This window comes from Oceanirhabdus seepicola, assembly GCF_023684385.1.
Lineage (GTDB): Bacteria > Bacillota > Clostridia > Clostridiales > Clostridiaceae > Oceanirhabdus > Oceanirhabdus seepicola.
Genome location: NZ_JAGSOJ010000001.1, coordinates 743861 through 765064, shown reverse-complemented (window position 1 = coordinate 765064; position 21204 = coordinate 743861). Strand labels below are relative to the sequence as shown.

Here is a 21204-nt window from a genome sequence, read left to right as displayed (position 1 = left end):
TGTAAAAAAACATATAATTTAGTTACAAATGAATATAGGTAGGGGAGCTTGTGTAATCAGGCTGAGAATACATATAGATACGATGAAAACCCTTAGGCATATTTCATTATGCCTTAACCTGATCTGGATAATGCCAGCGTAGGGAAAAATTTTGCAGATACTTTATGCGTGTTACCCTTTTGGTGATACGTTTTTTTGTTTTCCCTCTAGTTATTTATTTGAATATGTCTTATTAAGATGAGGAGTTTCAAAATGAATTTAGCTAATAGTTTAGCCGTGATTTTAACATTAGTAGTTTTATTTGTAAGTTTCAAAACAATGAGGAAAACTGTATTTAATGCAAAGTCCCTTGCAAGAATTGGGGTTGTTGCAGCAATGACAATTGTACTTTATATGATAAAAATAATTCCATTTCCACAAGGAGGAGGATGTAGCTTGTTATCAATCCTTCCAATAATGATCCTTTCGGTGGTATTTGGTATGGAAGAAGGAATAATTTGTGCTATTGTTGTAGCATCGACTAAGATTATTATTCAACCACCATATTATTTAATGCAGTTGCCTTTAGATTATTTTGGAGCAATGATATCTGTTGCATTTACTCCTATGTTTGGAACGTTGAAAAAAAATAGATTAGTTGCAGGAGCAGGAATAGCTGTACTATTATCAACTTTCTTCAGTATATTATCAGGAGTTATTTTCTTTGGACAATACGCTCCAGAAGGTATGAATGTATGGGCTTATTCAATTATGTATAATTTTTTAGGCTATGGAGTAGAAGCTTTCTTGAGTGTTGTTGTACTAGCTATATTACCATTGAAGGTCTTTAGAAAAATAAATAATAAATCAAGAGTAGAGGTATAAAATGAGTTTTTCAAGAAAAATTTTAAATGATGAAAGAATTGTAAAGTTTCATGAATCTTATATGAAACATCCTTTTATACAGGGATTAAAAGATGGAACTTTGGATAGAGAAAAGTATAGGAATTATTTAATTCAAGATTCGCTGTATCTTAAGGAGTATGCAAAAGTTTATGCCAGTGCTTTTTTATTAGCAGAAACCATAGAAGATTTGCAATTTTTACATAGCTGTATAGGAGTTGTGGTAGCAGACGAAACAAATATGCATATAAAATATCTTAGAGATTATGATTTAGATATGTATATAGTAGATGATATGAAAGTAAAACCAGAAAATAGAGGTTACTTAGATTATATGCTAGGTTTCACAAAAGGTGGGGACATCAAAGAAATATTTGTATCCGCACTACCTTGTACATTAACTTATGAATATATAGGAAAAACTTTAAAGAAAGAATGTGGGGATGAATTGCAAAACAATTATTATGCTCCATGGATTGAAGCATATGCGGGAAAGGATTTTGAAGAATTTAGCGTGAATTCATGTAAACTTTTAGATAGAATCTGTGAAAATATTGATAAAGAAGAGCAAGAAAAGTTAATTAAAATATATCTAAAAGCCTGTGAGCATGAAATGAATTTTTGGAATATGAGTTATAAATAAAAAGAAGAAAGAACAGAGAATAAAGAAAAAAATATATATGACACGAAAAAGCAAATAGGAGATGAGTAGTAATATGTTTAAGAGTTTATTAGAAAATGTGAAATTAAATCCACCACTTGTACATAATATAACAAATTATGTAACTGTAAATGATTGTGCTAATATTGTTTTAGCTTCAGGAGGAGCACCTCTTATGGCGGATGATATTAATGAAGTAGAAGATATTGTATCTATTAGTAATGCTTTAAACATTAATATAGGCACACTTAACAAAAGGACAGTAGAATCTATGGTTAAGGCAGGAAAGAAAGCTAATGAACTAGGAATACCAGTGATTCTAGATCCAGTAGGGGTGGGAGCTTCAAAGTTAAGAAATGAAGCAATAAATATTCTAATTGATGAAATTGATTTCTCTGTTATTAAAGGTAATATGTCAGAGATAAAAGCTTTGTATACAAAGACAAAAAATACTGGTGGAGTGGACGTACAGGAAGAGGATGTTATTGATAACCAGAATATTGAAGAAGCTATTGAGTTTGTGAAAAAAGTTGCTAAAAGATTCAGTTGTGTTATTGCTGTTACGGGTGCTATAGATATAGTAACAGATGGTGAAAAGGTACGCTTAATACGTAATGGACATGAGATGATGTCAAGAATTACAGGAACAGGTTGTATGACAGGTAGTGTAATAGCTACATACTGTGGTTCTAATAAAAATGATGTTTTAAGTGCAACAGTAATGGCAATTACAGTAATGGGATTAGCAGGAGAAAAAGCCTATGAAAAGACAGTAGCAAAGGGTGAGGGAACTGGAAGTTTTAGAACTTACTTGATGGATAGTGTAAGTTTAATGGATTATGAAACACTGAAAGAAGGTGCTAAGGTTGAAATTAGATAATAAGTCATTACTTTTATATCTTGTTACAGATAGAAGTTGGTTAGGTGACCATAGTCTAGCTTCTCAAGTTGAGGAAAGCTTGATTAATGGGGTAACTTTTTTACAGTTGAGAGAAAAGAAATTAGATAATGAGAGTTTCTTGAAATTAGCTATAGAAATGAAAGAGTTAGCTCATTGCTATAATGTACCTTTTGTAATCAATGATAATCTAGATATTGCAATAAAAAGTGATTCTGATGGTGTTCATATAGGACAAGATGATATATCAATAGAAGAAGCTAGAAGAATTATAGGTAAAGATAAAATACTAGGAGTTTCGGTAGGAACTGTGGAGGAAGCGATACTTGCAGAAAAACTTGGAGCAGATTATTTAGGAGTGGGTGCAATGTTTTCCACTAATACAAAAGAAAATACTCGTGATATTTCCTTTGATACATTGAAAAATATTTGTGAATCAGTAAAAATACCAGTAGTTGGTATAGGCGGAATCAATAATGAGAATATACTGTCATTAGAAGGTAGTGGAATTAATGGAGTTGCAGTAATATCAGCAATTCTTGCTCAGAAAGATATCTCCAAATCTACTCGTGAACTAAAGGATATTTGCGAAAATATTTTTATATAGGGAAATCTTTGAAAAGAACAGAGAACAAAAAACAGAGAAAAAATTATTTAATGAAATTAGAGGTGTTGAAATGAAGAAAGTATTGACTATTGCGGGATCAGATTGTAGTGGTGGAGCGGGTATTCAAGCAGACTTAAAAACAATAACAGCCCATAAATGTTATGGAATGAGTGTTATAACTGCACTAACGGCTCAAAATACAACAGGTGTCTATGGTATAGAAGCTTGTTCAGTGGATTTTGTGAAAAATCAAATGGATTGTGTATTCACAGATATTTTCCCTGATGCTATAAAGATAGGTATGGTTGCATCAATTGAGATTATTGAAGCAATTTCAGAAAAGTTAAAAGAGTATAAACCGAAGAATATTGTTGTAGATCCTGTTATGGTAGCAACATCAGGTAGCAAACTTCTTAATGATGATGCTATAAATATGTTGTTAAATGAATTAATACCCTTATCAACAGTTATTACGCCTAATCTTTTTGAAGCAGAAATCCTTTGTGGATTTAAAATAAAGACAACAGAGGATATGGTGAAGGCAGCTAGGAAAATCGCTGAAAATTATGATGGACACATTTTAATCAAAGGTGGACATCTTGAAGATAACGCCAATGATTTATTGTTCTCTAAGGGTACAATCCATTGGTTTGAAGGGGAGAGAATTATAAACTCTAATACACATGGTACTGGATGCACTTTATCATCAGCTATAGCTAGTAACCTTGCTTTAGGTCACAATATTGAAGAAAGTATACGTAACAGCAAGGAATATATAACTGGAGCATTAAGAGCAAATTTAGACATTGGTAAAGGAAGCGGGCCATTAAATCATTGTTATAAAATCGTGTAAACATATAAAAACTCTTTCTTTGGATAGAAAGAGTTTTTTAATATTAATTATTCATTCATGGCATTTGACAATAACTAAAAAAACGAGTAATATAAAAATGAAAAATATCAATATACCTATTACTTGAAACGGTTTATGTTGATTAACAAGAGTACAAGCTATTCTAATTAACTGTATAGTTTTGGTATCTGTACTTAAAGATATTTAGAAGGAAGTGAATTTTATGTTTACAGATGATTATTCAGATATTGTTATAGAGCATTTTATGTGTCCAAGAAATGTAGGAATTATAAATAATCCTAATGGAGAAGGATCAAATGGAGATCCTCAGTGTGGTGACTACTTAGATATTTACATAAGAGTAGAAAATAATGTAATAGAGGATATTAGTTTTCTAGTGCAGGGATGTCCCGCATCTATCGCAACTAGTAGTATGGCAACAGAAATTGCAAAGGGAAAGACTTTAGAAGAAGCACTAAAAATTACTGAAGATGATATTATAGAAGCCTTAGGTGGACTCCCAGAAAATAAAAAGCATTGTTCTAACCTTGGTGTAAGAGCATTGAGAGATGCTATTGAGGACTATTATGAAAATTTAGGAAAGTAGTTATAAAAATTGTAAAATAACCATCATGAGAAATCATGATGGTTATTTTATCTTATTATGACAAAATTCCAGTAACTGTAGTTATACCTAAAAGTTCTTCTTTATATCTTTCTAAAGGAAGTAATTTTCCTAGTTCATTAGATTGACCTATTAATTCTTTCGTTTGGATTTTGATACCAATATTATTATAAATCTTTGTAATTGAATTATCATCCATATACATGGAATCAATGGTATTTAGAGTTCTATTTTCACTAGTACAATGAAAGTAAGTTCCGCAAAATTTACTATTAGGCAGTATGATTTCTTTTGTAATATCTATATTACAGGTTGTCTCACTAGCGTGAATAGCATTCATGTTAATACCAAAGAGGTCGATTAAGCGGTCGGCACATTTCTTTAAAGGAATAATATCTTTATGACAAATAAATAAAAAATTTCCTTTTAAATTTTTGGCTTCAACTTTGATTTTAACATCAGTTAGCACATCATAAGAACTTTCTGTAAATATGTAGGTTTTATTGACCTCTGTTTTATCTAGAAGGGACATACTAATAATTTCAATATCAGCTCCATTGAATAAAAAAACATTACCTTTATCCCAAAAATCTTTTAAAGTTTTAATTTTGCTACCTAAATAATCAAATTGTTCACAAAGAGATTGATTAAGAAAGTTCAGTTTATTTAATTCTGATTTATTTTTGATTAATAATCTATCTTCTCTACAGTTAATTATTCCATTTTCAATGGTACATTCATAGATGCAAGTTACGCACTTGCATTTTCCATTTACAATGCCCTTACTAGTAACGTTACATTCATATAGTGTAAGTTGTTCTCCGCAGTGAGGGCATATTAATAGGTGAACACAACTAAATGGAAAACCATAAATTTCTTTTTTTGTCTGGAGTTCAAGTTCATTGCTAAAAGTATCAATATACTCTATTCTCGTTTTAAGTTCTTTTATTTGACTGTGAAGTTCAGATTTTTTATCTTCTAAAATATTATTTATTAATTCTATCTCTATAGAATTCAATGTTTTTGAAAAACGCTTGTAAGTAATGATTTTGATTATTTCATTTATTGAAAAGCCCATTTGCTTGTATTTTATAATATATTCCATATCTTTTTCGCAGCTAGCATCATAATCATAATAAGAACCTTTTAATTTAGGATAAAGTAAATTCTTATCTGTATAATAGCGAATAGTTGTGATTTTTGTTTTGAACTTTTTTGCGAATTGGCTTATTTTCATTATGATCCTCCATTTCTTAAAAATTAATTATATCACAAACCATGTTGTTAACTACGTAGTTTATGAAAAAAATGTTGTAAATTGGCTATTGACATGTACTCTGGTGCATATAGTAAATTTATTGAAGAATAATTTAATAAATTAAAAGGAGACAGTTTAATGGAAAGTTATAAAAGTATCAGTAAAAATTTAATTCATCCTTGGGAAAAAAAAATGAGAGCTATGAATATAGTGATTTTTATTATAATAGTAACTAGCATTGTTGGGATAGGTTTTTACGCACTAATTAATATTGATAGTATTGACGAAGAAATTATACAGGTAGCAGCAGGTGCATTCGTAGTAATACCGATTGTAATCTTTGGTATGGGTAAACAATATGCTAAATCAAGAGCCACTTCTATACAAATCACTGAAAAACAATTTCCAGAAGTTTATCAGGTTATAAAGAACTTTTCAGATAAACTAGAGATGGGATATGTACCAGAGGCTTATGTAGTCCAAGCTGGTGGAGTAATAAATGCTTTTGCTACGGCATTTTTCTCAAGAAAATATATTTCAATTAATTCAGATATATTTGAACTGTGTTATTTAGAACACAAAGATTTAGATACATTAGCGTTTGTGATTGGGCACGAGCTAACACACCTAAAGAGAAAACATGCCACAATGGGAATGGTTATTGTGGAGATTTTTGCATCTATGATACCTATTTGGGGGTCAACTCAAAGTCGTGTAAAAGAGTATACTTGTGACCGTCATGCCGCTTGGTTGTGTCCTGAGGGAGTAGATGGATTAATAGTACTATCAGCTGGAAAACATCTTTATAAACAAGTTAATATTGATGAGTATCTTGAAACAAGTAAAAATTGCAAAGGGATTTTCTGTTGGGTACATAACTTAACAGCATCACATCCTATAATGCCAAAGCGTATTAAAGCAATTCAAAACCTAGATAAACCAGGAGAAGTATTATAAAATAGATTTTTATGTTTGTAAAAAGGAGGATAAATAATATGAAGATATTAAAAAAAATATTAATCGGTGGATTAATATTAGCAGTGGGTGCAGGTGGATTTCTATATTATAAGATTAAAGGATTTATGCCAGATGGACAAATCAAAGCTCAAGTTAAAAAACAGTATACAAATGAGGTTAAAACTTCTTGTAAAAAGACTTTAGATTTTTCACCATTTAAAGAAAGTATGGAAAAAATCAGTGAGGAAAGATTTAAAGAATTAGAGGAGTTAATATTACATAGTGATGTTACAAAGATTCAAGAAGGCTTTAAAAACAAAACTTATTCAGTAGAGGAAGTTACAGCTTTTTATCTTATAAGAATAGAAATGTATGATGAGAATAAATTAAATACTGTAATAGAATTAAATCCTGATGCTATAGAAATAGCTAAACAGTTAGATAAGCAATTAGATAATGGAAAAATTGATGGAAATCTTTTTGGTATACCAGTATTATTAAAAGATAATATTGGTACAGGAGATAAAATGCATAATACTGCAGGCGCAGCAGCTTTAGAAAATTCTAAATGTGATAGAGATGCTTTTATTGTTGGGAAAATAAGAAAAGCAAATGGTATTATTTTAGGAAAAGCGAATATGAGTGAATGGGCTAATTTTATGTCTAGTAATTCATCAAATGGATATTCTGCATTAGGTGGACAAACACATAATCCATATGGAAGTTTTGATGTAGGTGGTTCAAGCTCAGGTTCAGCAGCATCAGTAGCAGCTGGTTTAGCGCCAATTTCTATAGGTTCAGAAACAGCTGGTTCAATGATATATCCATCAAGCCAAAACTCAGTTGTTGGAATAAAGCCATCTTTAGGACTATTAAGTAGAGATAGAATAATACCTATAGCAGAAGCTCAAGATACAGCGGGAACAATAGGGAAAAACGTTAAAGATGCCGTTATTTTATTTAATGAATTAGTTGGATTTGATAGTAATGATATTGAAACAGAAAATGCTAAAGAGTTTGAGGGTGTTGATTATACTAAATTCTTAGATAAAGATGGATTAAAGGGAATGAAAATAGGTTTATTAGTAGATGACATGGTAGTTTCAAATTATAGAAAAGGCGATAAGGAAATCTTAGATAAAGCTGTTGAAGATTTAAAGAATCTAGGAGCTGAGGTTATAGAAGTAAAAGCAGGAGAGGAAGCTTTTGGAGTTAATTATATGAATGTACTTGTACACGGTTATAAGAATGATGTAAATCAGTATTTAAAGAATATAGGTTCAAAGGATATTAAAAATATAGAAGATATAATAAAATTTAATAAAGAAGATATGGAAAATAGAGCTCCATACAATCAAGCTTTAATAGAAATGGCACAAGAAAATAAATTTACAGAGGAAGAAATAAAGAAAGATATTGAAAATAATAGAAAAGTAGCTGGTGATGCTATAGACAAGGTGTTGAAAGATAATGATGTTGAAGTTTTATTAACATTAAGTAATTATTTTTCAGGTGTTTATGCACCAGCAGGGTATCCGGCGATTACAATTCCAACTGGATATAGAGAAGGTGGAGAACCTATAGGAATCACTTTAGTGGCATCAAAGTTTGAAGAGGGTAAATTAATAAAAGCAGCTTATTCATATGAGCAAGGAACAAAAAATAGGAAAGATCCGAAAATGATTATTGAATAGAACTCAGTATAAAATAACCATCATGATAAATCATGATGGTTATTTTATCTCAATATGATATGAATAATTCACCAGTTTGAGGAGGTAGATAAAATAATATCTGCTTCCTTATTTACTTTTTGAGAAAAACGGATGAAGGTCTGCCTCAATCCTAAGAGTGGATGGGGGCAGAAGCTAAGCCACGTGCATATATTATATTATGATAGATTTCACTAGGAGGAAAAAAGAGTTGAACAATTTAAAAGATGAGAAAAAATTAATTATTTATGAAAATGATAATGAAGAAATAAATGGAAATTATAAACCAATTAAATCTTACGAAATTGGACCATTAACACCACGGCAAACTAATCAAAAAGCATATAAAATCCGTGTAGATGCAGCTAGTTTTCAAAAAAACCTTCCATTACCAGATCACCCTTGTAATGGAGATGAAGACTTATATCCAAATAAAATTGGGAATTTTTCTAAGGTAATGCCCCACAATGAACTAGGTGAGGTTAATAAGGGGGGCTATAGTATATGGATTAGAGCTTTAACAACAGGAAATCCTGAAATGTTTGAAGATATCCCGTTAGGTGGGGTTAGAAAATTTGCTAATCCTCAGGGAGCTTATGCATTTGATTTGGAAGGACCAAATTCTCATCATTTAACTATGCCTGTAGCACCTACCTTTAGTAGTGCATGGGAGGCTAGTGAGATGGGTGAAGATTACTGGAGAGCATTAACTCGTGATATACCTTTTGCTGACTATGATACTAATACTCTTATTAGTGAAGCAGCTAGTGATATGTCCCAGTTTTCAGATTATCGTGGACCAAAAGAGGATGGAGAAGTTACTCCAGGAACAATATTTCGTGGTAATCTAGAGGGAGATTTGATAGGCCCTTATATTTCACAATTTTTGTGCTTGGATGTTCCATATGGATCAAAAACTCTTGTACAACATTACCGTACTGCATTACCTGGAAAAGACTATATGACTTCATATGATGAATGGTTAAATATTCAAAATGGAGGTGTTCCAAGTGAATTACCTGAATACGACCCTCAACCGCGATATATTCGTGATGGTAGAGATTTATCTGAATGGGTTCATGGAGATTTCACTTATCAAAGCATGCTAAATGCTTGCCTGATTTTATTAGGGTTTGGTAAGAAAGCAATGTGTTCAGAAAATCCTTATATATGTTCTAAAACACAAAATGGCTTTGTTACCTTTGGGTCAGCATATGTTTTAGATTTGATTGGAAAATCAGCGAGGATAGCACTAGAATCTGCTTGGTTCCAAAAATTCTTAGTTCACCGTCGATTACGACCAGAGGCATTTGGAGGATGTGTTCAGAATAACTTAACAGGGGCTACTAGTTATCCTATTAACTCAGAAATATTAAATTGTATGGCTGTTTCTAAAGTTTTCGAGAGATATGGAACGTACTTGTTGCCAATGGCTTATCCAGAAGGAAGTCCTACTCATCCTTCCTATCCAGCAGGGCACGCTGCTATTGCTGGAGCAGGTGTTACTATGATGAAAGCATTTTTTAATGAAGATTATATTATACCGCACCCACTTGTAGCTAGTGCTGATGGGTTATCTGTACTTCCTTATACAGGTACGCCCCTCACCGTTCTTGGTGAACTAAATAAGCTTGCTTCTAATCTTTCTCTTGGTCGAGATACTGCAGGTGTTCACTGGCGTTCAGATGGAATAGAAGGACTAAAAATAGGAGAAGCTGTTGCAATTGGAATTATTCATGACTTTATGAAAACCTATAACGAGAACTTTAAGGGTTTCTGTCTTACAAAGTTTGACGGAACTACAATAATAATTTAAAAGAGGTATGATGAAAGTAGGCATATAGCCTACTCAGGCTGTTGAAAAAGCCCAATCTCATCGTCACTAAGACTCGCTGTGCTGCTGCGCTGCTCGCTCATCTTGTTCCTTGACCTTGGGCTTTTTCAACGCCTGAAATTCTTAAGACAGAAAACAGAGTCAAAACAATATATTGTAACTTTGTAAAAAAACTCAGTAGGCATATAGCCTACTTTTAGTTATACCTTATTCTAGTGTCCAATCACTTCTTTAACAGAATCACTTTCAGCTAAAACAATCTTCATTAGAACTAGAGTTAATAATTCATCCTTTAAAGACCATTTATATAAATTACTTTGCTTTAGGATTTTCGGAATTATTTTTAGTTCAATATTTTTTGGTGAATATTCACTAAGTTTTAAAGTAACCAATTCTACGAAATCATCGTAATTATAGATTGTATATCTATCTATTTTAAGTTTTTCTGCAACAAATTCATATAAATTCAAAATTATTGTTGAATAGTCATCACTATCAGAAGACCCAAGCAGTCCGCCCACTTTAGGAAGAATATTTTCAAATAGCATTCTTCTATAGGATATCCCCTCAATACCAAAGAGTTTTCCTAAATTGATTACTAGACTTTCAGGAAAAGATAATAATCTATTCATTATATAATCTTCTTCAGGCAAGTTATTAAGATAATATTTTTTACCATGGAGGTTTTTAAATATTTTTAAGGTATCATAATAACCCATGTCTATATTCCTTCTGGCTGTTTCTTTTTTAAACTCTAATGAATTCCCTAGGGGTTCAGATGGAGTTATATATGTTATATCTAAGTCGTCTTTTTTTACACTTCTTTTAACACCAAATGCTCCAAGATCAACAGCTATTATTTTCTTATAGCCCTTTGATGCCATCAATTTAATTGGAAGATTATCGTGAAAGCATCCATCAAGATATTTTTTACCGTCAATTTCTTCAGATTTAAACACAGGTAAATTTGAAGATGCAATAAGATAGTCATGTAATCTTCCTTGGGGTATTTTATCTATGAAAACTTCTACCGGTTTCCGATCTGTAAGAGATACTGTTACTATTCCAAAGTCGATTTTAGAGGCTCTTAATTTATTTTCATCAATTTTAACCTTTAATACTTCTCTAAGGGGATCAATATTTAAACCACCTTCTTCTAAAACATTTCTCATATACTTTAAAATTGGATTAAATGACTTCATATCGATATCATTATTTACTAATTTTTCAAGAACCATTTCATTTCCTTTGATAGCAGTAGAGGGTTTTAGATTATACCATAAATCATAAGCTTCATCAAAAGCATCCAAAGCGATCATGGAACCATTTAAAGCACCAATTGAAGTGCCTGTAACAGCTTCTATTTCAATACCTAATTCTCTTAATGATTTCCAAACTCCTAATTGATAGCTGCCCTTTGCACCGCCACCTGCTAAAACTAACCCATACGCTTGATTTGTCATTTGTTACACACCTCATATTTATATTTTTAACAATAAATCATTGAAAAACCCTATTTAAAATATAAGTTAATACTAAACTATTTTTTTATATTAATCAATTAAAGGTATGAATGGGTTCATACAAATACGTCTATACAATATTAGCACTAAATAGTAAAATAATGTACATAACCATTTTGATCAATTATTGATAAGAATAAAGGAGATTATATATGGAAAAAGTAGCAGCAATGCACACATTAGTAAGAAAATATTGTATTGAGGAAATTGAGGATTTAAAAGACAAGTTAAATGAATGTTATAAAATTAATTCTGAAATTATAAAAGAAATTGGAGAAAAAGAATTTATAGAAAGTAAAGATCCTAAATTAGTAAAGTTAGTGTCTGAAACTATAAAAGCTAGATGTTTAGAAGATACAATAAATTATATTTTAATAGGTATAGAAGAAATTATACCAGAGGATTATAAATCAGTGGAAGAATTGAATACAAAAATAATTAAGACAATAGAGAGTAATGAAATTAAATCAAAATATTTTAAGTTTAATCGAAATTATACCAGAGAAGAAGAGAAAGGAATAATCAAGATTCTCAAGAATCAACTAATCAACTACATAGAAACTGTAGTAGAAAATCAATTAAATTCCGTAGAACCTATGTTTCACAGAAGAACTTTGAAGTTAGAGGAAATTGATAATATTGAAGAAAGAATAGATGTGAAATGGGAAATAGGACATTTCTGTGATCCTTTTACAGGTTCAGGTAGAGAGGATATTATCGTTTTTAACCAAGACTTTTTTTATGATGAAATTAGATTTAATAAAGTTAAAGAGGCTCTAAAGAAAATAGGAGAAGAAAGAATTTATGAGATTAGAATTGGTTGTGGAGTAAGCTGTGTAATGGATACTTCAGTTTTTACAATATTTAATCATCATTATTGCTGCTGTTCAGAAGGTTTTTGGTGTTCTGAAAAAATGGATTGGATAATTTATAAATCACATGAAGGAACAATAGCAATAGGTGGAGAAAAATTATTGGAAGAAGTTAAGGAGAATATTGAGAGTTGGAAAGAGGGGGTTTTTAGTTTTCCAGTGTAATGTATGTATTGGTGCTTGGTTCGTAACTATATTTTGTATATTTAAATAATGTCTAATATTGCGATGTTTCCTTGAAGGAAATCTCATATTGTTGCAGAATATACTAAATTATATGTTTTTGTAATTAAAGGTAATTTTAACCTTATAAATATTCTGAAAGGAAGAATAATTAATGATGAAAATCAAAGGGAAAGTAATTGCAGGACCTTTTTTTATGTTTATTTATATTTTAGTAATTTTAATGACTCAAGGAACAGGATTTCAAATTCCAGATAGTATAGGTGTTTTTTCTATTATTATAATAATTTCAATTTTTATAGGTGATTTATCTTCAGGGATAATTAGTTCAATTATTGCTGTAGGCTATCTTTTTTATTCATTTACTATTTCAAACAATAAAATATACTATCACTATAGAAGCTTTTTTAATATTTTAGAGGAAGCCATTATACTGTTCGGTGTAGTGTTAATAATTAGTCTTTTGAAACGTAACATCAGGCAAAAATCACAGGCGTTAATTGAGAGTGAAAACAAATTTAAAGAACTATTCAATAACGCCAATGATGCGATTTTTTTACATGGTTTAACCGAAGACGGTAAGTTAGATCATTTTATAGAGGTGAACGATGCTGCCTGTAAAAAGTTTGGATATACTAAGAAAGAGTTTAGTTCTATGACACCATATGATATTGTACCTAGAGAATTTTATGATAAAGAACTTTGTATATTAAAAAAAGATAAAGATAATAGTAACGTAACTTTGGAGTTCCCTTTTATAACTAAGGGTGGTATTGCTTTAAACATGGAAGTAAATGCACACGTCTTTTATTTAAATGGAGAAAAGGTTGTGAGTGCAACTGTAAGAGATATTACTAAGTGTAAGAAAAATGAAAAAAAGCTTAAAGAAAGTGAAGAGAGTTATCGTCAGCTTGTGAATTTTTTTCCAGATGCAATTTGTGTACATAAGAATGGTAAGATAATATTTGGTAATGATGGTGTATTAGACCTTTTCGGGGTGAAGAGTAAAGAAGAAATTTTAGGGAAATCAGTAATGGCTTTTATAAAAAAAGATTATCATGAAATGGTTAATAAGAGAATTCAAGATGTGAAGAGTGTTGGAGATACTGCACCACTAATGGAAGAAAAACTTATAGGGGTTGATGGAAGAGAAATAGATGTAGAGGTTAAAACCACTTGTATTATATATAAAGGTGAAAATGCAACTCTTGTAGCAGTCAGAGATATTACAGAAAGAAAGAAAGCAGAAGAGTTACAGAAGAAAGTTGAAATAAATAAGAAGATGCTAGATGAGGTTAAGAAATACGATAAAATCAAAACTGAGTTTTTTGCAAATATATCCCATGAATTGAGGACACCTTTAAATATCATTCTTGGAACAGTGCAAATACTTGATGTGTATAGAAGTAAAATGCCAAATATTGATGCTGATATAAAGTTAGAAAAACGTATAAATATAATGAGACAAAATTGTTTTAGATTAATAAGGCTAGTTAATAATCTAATTGACATTACAAAAATTGATGCAGGATATTATGATATATCAATGGGGAATCATAATATTGTTCATATAGTTGAAGAAATAACCTTGTCAGTGGCTCAATATATAGAAGATAAAGGGGTGATTCTGACTTTTGACACTGAGGTTGAAGAAAAAATAATGAGCTGTGACACTAACAAAATTGAAAGAATTATACTGAATCTACTTTCGAATGCAGTAAAGTTTACAAAACCAGGGGACAATATAATAGTAAATATTTATGATAAAGGAGATAATATAAGCATTTCAGTGAAGGATACTGGTATAGGCATACCTGAGAGTAAAATGAATATGATTTTTGAAAGATTCGCGCAGGTAGACAAGTCGTTAAATAGAAATCGTGAAGGAAGTGGTATAGGTCTTTCCATGGTTAAGGCGCTTGTTGAAATGCAAGGAGGAAGTATTACTTTAAAGAGTGAATATGGAGTAGGAAGTGAGTTTATTATTAATTTACCAGTTAGGATTATTGAAGAAAATGATGAGCGAGAATGGGCTAGAATAGATTTACCAGAAGCACTCATTGAAATGATAAATATTGAATTCTCAGACATCTATTCATAGATAAATAGATGTGTTATGAAGGTATACTATAAATATTCTTCAAAATTGACATTTAAGATTTTATTAGGTATATTATAGATGGACAATTTAATAAATCAATTATGAGTTTCTTTATTAAGTTATATAAGTTATATATGGAATTCAAAATTGATAGTAAACTTTGGGGAGCTGTTATCGGCTGAGAGGGATATTTATAATCCGACCCTTATAACCTGAACTAGGTAATGCTAGCGGAGGAAGTGTAAGTTGACGTATATAATATAGTATATTTTAAGTTTATTATAATACATATCGCAATTTATTGGTTATAAGCCCATTATTCTTTTAGGATAATGGGCTTTATTTATGGGATAGTATTCTATCCTATCTTATATATTTTGCATATTGATAAAGATTTGAGTAAAAATAATTAAGGAGGAAGAAATATGGCTAATATCAATGTAAGTCTTCAAGTTTTACCAGTAGTAGAGGATGCAAGAATTTATCCTGTAGTAGATAAGGTTATTGAATACATACAATCTACTGGGGTTAAATATGAGGTTGGTCCAATGGAAACAACAATGGAAGGTGACTTAGACGAACTGATGGAAATTGTAAAAGCTGTTCAAAATATTTGTGTTAAAGAAGGAGCAGAAAGAGTAGTTTCAATTGTAAAAATTGATTATAAACCTGAAGGTGTTACAATAAATGAAAAAACATATAAATATAAAAAATAAATTAATACCTATAGTATTTCAAATTTCTCTACTGATTATATGGCAGATTGTGGTGGATGGAAATATTGTAGAAAGATATATGCTTCCATCACCAAAAGATATACTTACAACTTTATTTGAAATACTTCCAACAATAAAGCAACATATTTATATTACTTTAAGAGAAGCTATGATTGGATTTTCTATTGCAATTGTACTAGCTTTAATATTGGCAATCCTTATGGATAGTATCAAAGTAATAAGAAAAGCTATTTATCCAATATTGGTAGTATCTCAAACTATTCCTATTATTGCACTAGCTCCATTGTTTGCAATGTGGTTTGGATATGGAACTTTACCAAAAGTTATAGTTGTAGTATTAGTTTGTTTTTTCCCTATAGTTATAAGCTTAATGGATGGACTAGATTCAGTAGATAAGGATATGGTAAATTTATTGAAGTCAATGGGTGCTAACAAATTACAGATATTTAGAGCTGTAAAATTTCCAGCATCTTTGGTTAATTTCTTTTCAGGACTTAGGATTGCAGCCACATATAGTATTATGGGTGCAGTAATAGGGGAATGGCTTGGAGGTTCAGAAGGTCTTGGAATTTATATGCTTAGAGTAAAAAAGGCATATGCATTAGATAAGGTCTTTGTTGTAATTTTAATTATTGTAGTTTTAAGCATGGCTTTGTTTGGGTTATTATTTATGATTCAATATTTACTGATGCCATGGGAAAGAAACACCGATATTGTACATAATGGAAAAAAGAAATCTGTGTAGTACACTCTACACTAGATATATGAAGGAGATAAAAAAATGAATAAAAAACTAATATCATTTTTAACAGTATTTATATTTACTGCGGTATTTTTTATGGGCTGTACTGATAAAAAGGATGTAAATAATAATAGTAAAGATAATGTAAAAAATGAGAGCAAGGAAACGAATGAAAAAGAGAGTAAAGAATTAAGAAAAGTTACTGTTATTTTAGATTGGCTTCCTAATACAAATCACACAGGGTTATATGTTGCTAAAGAGAATGGGTATTTTGAAGAGGAAGGTTTGGATGTAGAAATTATTCAACCAGCTGAAGGTGGAACATCAAGCCTTATCGCAGCAGGTAAGGGAGAATTTGGTGTAAGCTATCAAGAGGATATTACTTATGCAAGAACTGCAGAAAATCCTTTGCCTATTAAGGCTATAGCAGCTATTATCCAGCATAACACATCAGGATTTGCATCACCAGTTGAAAAAAATATAAAGACTCCTAAAGATTTTGAAGGTAAAGTATATGGAGGATGGGGTTCACCAACTGAGCCGGCTATACTTAAAGCACTTATGGAAAACGAAGGAGCAGATTTTTCAAAGCTTGATATTATAGATGTTGGAGCAGAAGACTTCTTTGCTGCAACTAAAAACAATATGGATTTTCAATGGATTTTTTATGGATGGACTGGAATTGAAGCAGAATTAAGAGGCGTTGAACTTAATTATATAGACTTAGGAAAAACTGATAAGAGATTAGATTATTATACACCTGTATTAATAGCTAGTGAAAAATTGTTAGCTGATGAACCGGAACTTGCAGATAAATTTTTAAAGGCTACAACAAAAGGATATGAATATTGTATTGAAAATCCAGAAGATAGTGCAAAAATATTCTTAAAGCATGCTCCAGAGAATAATGAAGAACTTGTTCTGAAAAGTCAAGAATACTTAGCAAAACAGTATAAAGCTGATGCAGAACATTGGGGCGAAATGAAAGAAGAAGTATGGAACAATTATACTGAGTTTCTTTATGAAAAGGGATTAATTGAGAAAAATATGGAGGGTAAAGAGGCATTTACTAATGAACACCTTCCTAAATAATGAAAAGTTAAAAGTAGAAAACATTAAGAAAAACTTTGGCGATACAGAGGTGCTTGAAAATGTATCGCTCAGTGTTAAAGAAAAGGAATTTGTAAGTATATTAGGTCCCAGTGGAAGTGGGAAAAGTACAATTTTCAATATAGTATCTGGTCTTTTAAAACCTGACTGTGGAACTATTAATATTGATGGTAAAGATTTCACAGGTAAAACGGGTAGAGTAAGCTACATGTATCAAAGGGATTTATTACTTCCTTGGAAAAAGATAATTGATAATGTGGCAATGCCTTTGGTTTTAAAAGGAGAGAAAAAGAAAAAAGCAAGAGAAGAGGTTAATAAATACTTTCATATATTTGGATTAGAAGGCTTTGAACATAAATATCCTTTCCAATTATCAGGAGGCATGAAACAAAGGGCTGCGCTCTTAAGAACATATATGTTTTCACAAGATATAATGCTTCTTGATGAACCTTTTGGAGCTTTAGATGCTATTACTAGAAGTAAGATGCAGCTTTGGCTTTTAGATATTATTAATGATTTAAATGCTTCAGTAGTATTTATTACTCATGATATTGAAGAAGCAATTTTCCTTTCAGATAGAATTTATATTTTATCAGATAAACCTGCAGTAATAAAGGAAGAAATAATTGTTGAGCTTCCAAAGAAAAGAAATAAAGATATTATTACTGATAAAAAATTTAATGAATTAAAGAAGTATATACTGGAAATTTTATAGAAAGAAGGGCTGCCTCAAAATGATTTATTAATTATTTTGAGTTTTAGCTCCTTTTTTATTATTTTAGAATAAGAAGGATAAGTTGTTAATTTTATGAAAATAATACTAAATTGATTGATTGTATTAAGAAATATATGGTAATATAATATTATTGTAAAAAATGAACTTTTTTACAATTAGAAAGTTATAAAATAGGAGGGTTAGTATGATTAGTAGAAATTTATCTGATTATTTAAAGGGATGTACGAACTATACAGAACTAAGAACTCAAAGAAATTTTAATCAAAGTATAGCTATGTTAAATGGTAATATTGTAAGAAACTCAAAGGATGAAAAAAGTGGGGTTAGTGCAAGAGTTCGATGCAATGGTTCTTGGGGATTTGCTTCTGCAACTAATATGGATGAAGAAACTATAAAAGCAGTAATAGAATCAGCTAATAATAATGCAAAATTATTAGGAAGTGAAATATCTAAAAATTCAGAAGATTTTTCTGTTTTTGAAGATTCGGTAAAAAGGGACCTTTCAACAAAGAAAACTAGAGCTACGCAAAGTGAAGTGATGGGATTCTTAAAAGAAGTTGATGAGTATATTCAGAAAAAGTACACTGATTTGAGCAGTAGAACAGTTGGTTTAAGCTCTCTAGATATGGAAAAGAATCTTATTACATCACAAGGAGCTACAGCATATACATTTACTCCAAGAAGCTTGATTTATATTGTAATGAACATAGAAAAAGATGGAGAAGTAACTGAGGTATCAGGTATAGTTGGTGGGTTTGGTCAATTTGAAGATAACTTTGAAAGTACTGAGAAGGTATTTGCAAAAATTGAGGAGACATATAATCATCTTAAGAAAAAGTGTGATGGGGTTTTTGCAGAAGCTGGACTTAAGGATTGTATTCTTGATGCAGATCTAGCTGGAATTCTTGCTCATGAAGCTATTGGACATACTACGGAGGCGGATTTAGTATTAGGCGGTTCTGTAGCTGGTGATTACTTAAATGAAAAAGTAGCAAGTGAACTTATAACATTAGTTGACTATGCAAATACTGCCTTAGGTAAACAATGTCCAGTTCCGATTTATATTGATGATGAAGGGGTAACAGCAAAGGATGTTACAATAATAGAAAATGGAATCTTAAAAGGATTTATGCACAATAGAGATTCTGCAAATCATTTTGGAGTTGAAGCTACTGGTAATGGTAGAGCATATCAATTTAATGATGAACCTCTAATAAGAATGAGAAATACAGCTATTCTACCAGGTAAAAGTAAGCTTGAGGATATGATTGCTTCTATAGAAGATGGATATTATTTAATTAAACCAAGCAATGGACAAGCGGATTCTACAAGTGAGTTTATGTTTGGAGTGACTTTAGGATATGAAATTAAAAATGGTAAACTTGGAAGAGCTATAAAGGATACTACAATAGCAGGTGTTGCATTTGATGTATTAAAGACAATAACAATGGTTTCAGATGATATGTCATGGTCAGCAGCAGGTATGTGTGGTAAGAAGCAGCCAATTCCAGTTGGAATGGGTGGACCAGCAATAAAATGCAAAATAAATATAGGAGGTAGATAATTATGAAGGGAAGAGAAATAACTAATTATTGCCTACAAGCTATCACAAATAAGGGGATAGACAAAGGGGAATGTGTATATACTGCTAGTGATAAATATGAGTTTAACATAAATCATGGAGAAATATCATTACTTAGAACAACAATGGATAGCTCATTAAATATAAAAGTTATCAATGATAAAAAAGTTGGAAGTATATCAATAAATAAAACTAATAAAGAAGCGATAGATGAGGCTATTGCCAATGCAATTGATCTAAGTAACTCATCTCAGCCTGATGAAGCAAATGATATAGCTCCAAATCAACAGTCAGAAGAGTTTAATGCTGGAAATAGTGAACCAGAATTAGAGAAAATGCTTGAGTTATCAAAGGGTTTAAGTGAAGCAGTAGCTAAAGAGTTCCCAAAAATAAAATTCGAGGAATCTATATTTGAGTTTACAGTATCAAAGCAATACTTTAGCAACACAAATGGAGTTGACTTTGTTACAAACAAAGGGCAGTATGGATTGAGCGTAATGTTTACTGCTAAAGATGGAAAGAAAACATCTTCATTCAATTATACAGGTATGTCTTTAAAGGAAATTGGAAAAGAACTTATAGAGCTTGGAACAATAAGAACTTTAATGGCTCAATCTGTTCAAGAATTAGATGCAAAACCACTTCCAGAAAAATTTGTTGGTGATATTATAATAACACCAGATTGTTTAGGTGCTTTTTTATATTATTACAATGCAATATTTTTAGGAGACGGATCACTTATAAGTGGAACTAGCAGATTAAAGGATAGTTTGAATGAAAAGGTTGCAAGTGAAAAGCTTACATTTAGCTCAAATCCTACTAGTGATGAGATTTCAAATGGTCATTTTGTAACAAGAGATGGATTCAAAGCAGAAGATTTTTCAATCATAGAAAAAGGGGTTTTAAAATCATTTGTTTTAGGATTATACGGTGCTAACAAGACCGGTAAAGAACGAGCTAAGAACTCAGGGGAGATTTTTGTAGTTGAACCAGGAGATAAAGCTTTTGAAGAAATGGTTAAAAATACTAAGAAGGGAATTCTTGTTGGAAGGTTCTCAGGGGGATACCCAAATAGTAATGGTGATTTTTCAGGTGTTGCTAAAAATAGTTTCTATATTGAAAATGGAGAAATAAAGCATGCTATAACTGAAACTATGATTTCAGGGAATTTATATGATTTATTCAATGATATAGTTGATATATCTAGTGAAAGAGTAAACTTTGGTGATTCTATATTGCCATGGATTCAATCTAAAGGAGTAACTATTTCAGGGAAAATTTAATCAGTACGTAAAGATGAAACTGTATATTAAAAATAAAAGCAATGCATT

Annotated in this window: 19 protein-coding genes and 1 riboswitch; of the genes, 17 read left to right on the top strand and 2 right to left on the bottom strand. The window is 30.9% G+C overall.

The genetic code is table 11. The features are described 5' to 3' along the window. Positions 1-252: 252 nt before the first annotated feature. The 6 genes from KDK92_RS03390 (at position 253) to KDK92_RS03365 (ending at position 4508) form a co-directional block, all read left to right on the top strand. A complete protein-coding gene (locus tag KDK92_RS03390; RefSeq protein ID WP_250857642.1) occupies positions 253-864 on the top strand; it encodes an energy-coupled thiamine transporter ThiT in 612 nt (203 codons plus the stop codon). A gap of 1 nt (position 865) precedes the next feature. Continuing rightward, positions 866-1525, top strand: coding sequence for a thiaminase II (gene tenA, locus KDK92_RS03385; protein ID WP_250857641.1), 660 nt, complete (start codon positions 866-868; stop codon positions 1523-1525). Positions 1526-1598: 73 nt separating this feature from the next. Next, on the top strand, positions 1599-2423 hold the full coding sequence (gene thiM, locus KDK92_RS03380; protein WP_250857640.1) for a hydroxyethylthiazole kinase: 825 nt from the start codon (positions 1599-1601) through the stop codon (positions 2421-2423). Beyond that, positions 2401-3048: a thiamine phosphate synthase gene (thiE, locus tag KDK92_RS03375; protein WP_420852317.1), complete on the top strand. Its 648-nt coding sequence runs from the start codon at positions 2401-2403 to the stop codon at positions 3046-3048. The genes thiM and thiE overlap by 23 nt, the downstream gene beginning before the upstream one ends. Before the next feature lie 70 nt (positions 3049-3118). Next, on the top strand, positions 3119-3901 hold the full coding sequence (thiD, locus tag KDK92_RS03370) for a bifunctional hydroxymethylpyrimidine kinase/phosphomethylpyrimidine kinase (protein WP_250857638.1): 783 nt from the start codon (positions 3119-3121) through the stop codon (positions 3899-3901). A 223-nt stretch (positions 3902-4124) separates the two neighbouring features. Next, complete coding sequence (locus KDK92_RS03365) at positions 4125-4508, top strand: iron-sulfur cluster assembly scaffold protein (RefSeq protein WP_250857637.1); 384 nt, start codon at positions 4125-4127, stop codon at positions 4506-4508. 55 nt (positions 4509-4563) lie between these two features. On the opposite strand, the gene KDK92_RS03360 is transcribed toward KDK92_RS03365, so the two are convergent. Then, on the bottom strand, positions 4564-5763 hold the full coding sequence (locus KDK92_RS03360; RefSeq protein WP_250857636.1) for a MerR family transcriptional regulator: 1200 nt from the start codon (positions 5761-5763) through the stop codon (positions 4564-4566). Between the two features lie 159 nt (positions 5764-5922). Between KDK92_RS03360 and KDK92_RS03355 the strand changes: the two genes are divergently transcribed. The 3 genes from KDK92_RS03355 to KDK92_RS03345 all read left to right on the top strand — a co-directional run bounded on the left by KDK92_RS03355 (position 5923) and on the right by KDK92_RS03345 (position 10269). Further along, positions 5923-6741, top strand: coding sequence for a M48 family metallopeptidase (locus KDK92_RS03355; protein WP_250857635.1), 819 nt, complete (start codon positions 5923-5925; stop codon positions 6739-6741). Between the two features lie 38 nt (positions 6742-6779). After that, entirely contained in the window at positions 6780-8435 is a 1656-nt protein-coding gene (locus tag KDK92_RS03350; RefSeq protein ID WP_250857634.1) for an amidase family protein, read from the top strand. Positions 8436-8634: 199 nt separating this feature from the next. Continuing rightward, a complete protein-coding gene (locus tag KDK92_RS03345) occupies positions 8635-10269 on the top strand; it encodes a vanadium-dependent haloperoxidase (protein ID WP_338115231.1) in 1635 nt (544 codons plus the stop codon). A gap of 230 nt (positions 10270-10499) precedes the next feature. Here the strand turns inward: KDK92_RS03345 and KDK92_RS03340 are convergent, their stop codons facing one another. Further along, positions 10500-11750 (bottom strand): patatin-like phospholipase family protein, encoded by a 1251-nt coding sequence (locus KDK92_RS03340; protein WP_250857632.1) that lies wholly within the window; start codon positions 11748-11750, stop codon positions 10500-10502. 212 nt (positions 11751-11962) lie between these two features. On the opposite strand from KDK92_RS03340, the gene KDK92_RS03335 reads away from it, so the two are divergent. The 8 genes from KDK92_RS03335 to KDK92_RS03300 all read left to right on the top strand — a co-directional run bounded on the left by KDK92_RS03335 (position 11963) and on the right by KDK92_RS03300 (position 21156). Then, positions 11963-12847, top strand: a complete 885-nt coding sequence (locus KDK92_RS03335) for a hypothetical protein (protein WP_250857631.1) — start codon at positions 11963-11965, stop codon at positions 12845-12847. Positions 12848-13019: 172 nt separating this feature from the next. Next, positions 13020-14966, top strand: a complete 1947-nt coding sequence (locus tag KDK92_RS03330; protein ID WP_250857630.1) for a PAS domain-containing sensor histidine kinase — start codon at positions 13020-13022, stop codon at positions 14964-14966. Between the two features lie 151 nt (positions 14967-15117). Next, positions 15118-15222: riboswitch (TPP riboswitch) on the top strand. Positions 15223-15391: 169 nt separating this feature from the next. Next, a complete protein-coding gene (locus tag KDK92_RS03325) occupies positions 15392-15682 on the top strand; it encodes an MTH1187 family thiamine-binding protein (RefSeq protein ID WP_250857629.1) in 291 nt (96 codons plus the stop codon). Then, positions 15654-16448 (top strand): ABC transporter permease, encoded by a 795-nt coding sequence (locus KDK92_RS03320; RefSeq protein WP_250857628.1) that lies wholly within the window; start codon positions 15654-15656, stop codon positions 16446-16448. The genes KDK92_RS03325 and KDK92_RS03320 overlap by 29 nt, the downstream gene beginning before the upstream one ends. Before the next feature lie 36 nt (positions 16449-16484). Further along, complete coding sequence (locus tag KDK92_RS03315) at positions 16485-17537, top strand: ABC transporter substrate-binding protein (RefSeq protein WP_250857627.1); 1053 nt, start codon at positions 16485-16487, stop codon at positions 17535-17537. After that, the gene (locus KDK92_RS03310; RefSeq protein WP_250857626.1) at positions 17518-18270 is read left to right on the top strand and encodes an ABC transporter ATP-binding protein; all 753 of its coding nucleotides are present in this window, start codon (positions 17518-17520) and stop codon (positions 18268-18270) included. The genes KDK92_RS03315 and KDK92_RS03310 overlap by 20 nt, the downstream gene beginning before the upstream one ends. Positions 18271-18475: 205 nt before the next feature. Next, positions 18476-19855, top strand: coding sequence for a TldD/PmbA family protein (locus KDK92_RS03305; protein WP_250857625.1), 1380 nt, complete (start codon positions 18476-18478; stop codon positions 19853-19855). A 2-nt stretch (positions 19856-19857) separates the two neighbouring features. Next, the gene (locus tag KDK92_RS03300; protein WP_250857624.1) at positions 19858-21156 is read left to right on the top strand and encodes a TldD/PmbA family protein; all 1299 of its coding nucleotides are present in this window, start codon (positions 19858-19860) and stop codon (positions 21154-21156) included. Positions 21157-21204 lie beyond the last annotated feature (48 nt).

What these genes read in the sequence shown, in the direction of transcription:
- KDK92_RS03390 (WP_250857642.1), top strand. Translation starts at nt 253, where the DNA reads ATGAATTTAGCTAATAGTTTAGCCGTGATTTTAACATTAGTAGTTTTA.
- tenA (WP_250857641.1), top strand. Translation starts at nt 866, where the DNA reads ATGAGTTTTTCAAGAAAAATTTTAAATGATGAAAGAATTGTAAAGTTT.
- thiM (WP_250857640.1), top strand. Translation starts at nt 1,599, where the DNA reads ATGTTTAAGAGTTTATTAGAAAATGTGAAATTAAATCCACCACTTGTA.
- thiD (WP_250857638.1), top strand. Translation starts at nt 3,119, where the DNA reads ATGAAGAAAGTATTGACTATTGCGGGATCAGATTGTAGTGGTGGAGCG.
- KDK92_RS03365 (WP_250857637.1), top strand. Translation starts at nt 4,125, where the DNA reads ATGTTTACAGATGATTATTCAGATATTGTTATAGAGCATTTTATGTGT.
- KDK92_RS03360 (WP_250857636.1), bottom strand. Translation starts at nt 5,763, where the DNA reads ATGAAAATAAGCCAATTCGCAAAAAAGTTCAAAACAAAAATCACAACT.
- KDK92_RS03355 (WP_250857635.1), top strand. Translation starts at nt 5,923, where the DNA reads ATGGAAAGTTATAAAAGTATCAGTAAAAATTTAATTCATCCTTGGGAA.
- KDK92_RS03350 (WP_250857634.1), top strand. Translation starts at nt 6,780, where the DNA reads ATGAAGATATTAAAAAAAATATTAATCGGTGGATTAATATTAGCAGTG.
- KDK92_RS03345 (WP_338115231.1), top strand. Translation starts at nt 8,635, where the DNA reads ATGATAGATTTCACTAGGAGGAAAAAAGAGTTGAACAATTTAAAAGAT.
- KDK92_RS03340 (WP_250857632.1), bottom strand. Translation starts at nt 11,750, where the DNA reads ATGACAAATCAAGCGTATGGGTTAGTTTTAGCAGGTGGCGGTGCAAAG.
- KDK92_RS03335 (WP_250857631.1), top strand. Translation starts at nt 11,963, where the DNA reads ATGGAAAAAGTAGCAGCAATGCACACATTAGTAAGAAAATATTGTATT.
- KDK92_RS03330 (WP_250857630.1), top strand. Translation starts at nt 13,020, where the DNA reads ATGATGAAAATCAAAGGGAAAGTAATTGCAGGACCTTTTTTTATGTTT.
- KDK92_RS03325 (WP_250857629.1), top strand. Translation starts at nt 15,392, where the DNA reads ATGGCTAATATCAATGTAAGTCTTCAAGTTTTACCAGTAGTAGAGGAT.
- KDK92_RS03320 (WP_250857628.1), top strand. Translation starts at nt 15,654, where the DNA reads ATGAAAAAACATATAAATATAAAAAATAAATTAATACCTATAGTATTT.
- KDK92_RS03315 (WP_250857627.1), top strand. Translation starts at nt 16,485, where the DNA reads ATGAATAAAAAACTAATATCATTTTTAACAGTATTTATATTTACTGCG.
- KDK92_RS03310 (WP_250857626.1), top strand. Translation starts at nt 17,518, where the DNA reads ATGAACACCTTCCTAAATAATGAAAAGTTAAAAGTAGAAAACATTAAG.
- KDK92_RS03305 (WP_250857625.1), top strand. Translation starts at nt 18,476, where the DNA reads ATGATTAGTAGAAATTTATCTGATTATTTAAAGGGATGTACGAACTAT.
- KDK92_RS03300 (WP_250857624.1), top strand. Translation starts at nt 19,858, where the DNA reads ATGAAGGGAAGAGAAATAACTAATTATTGCCTACAAGCTATCACAAAT.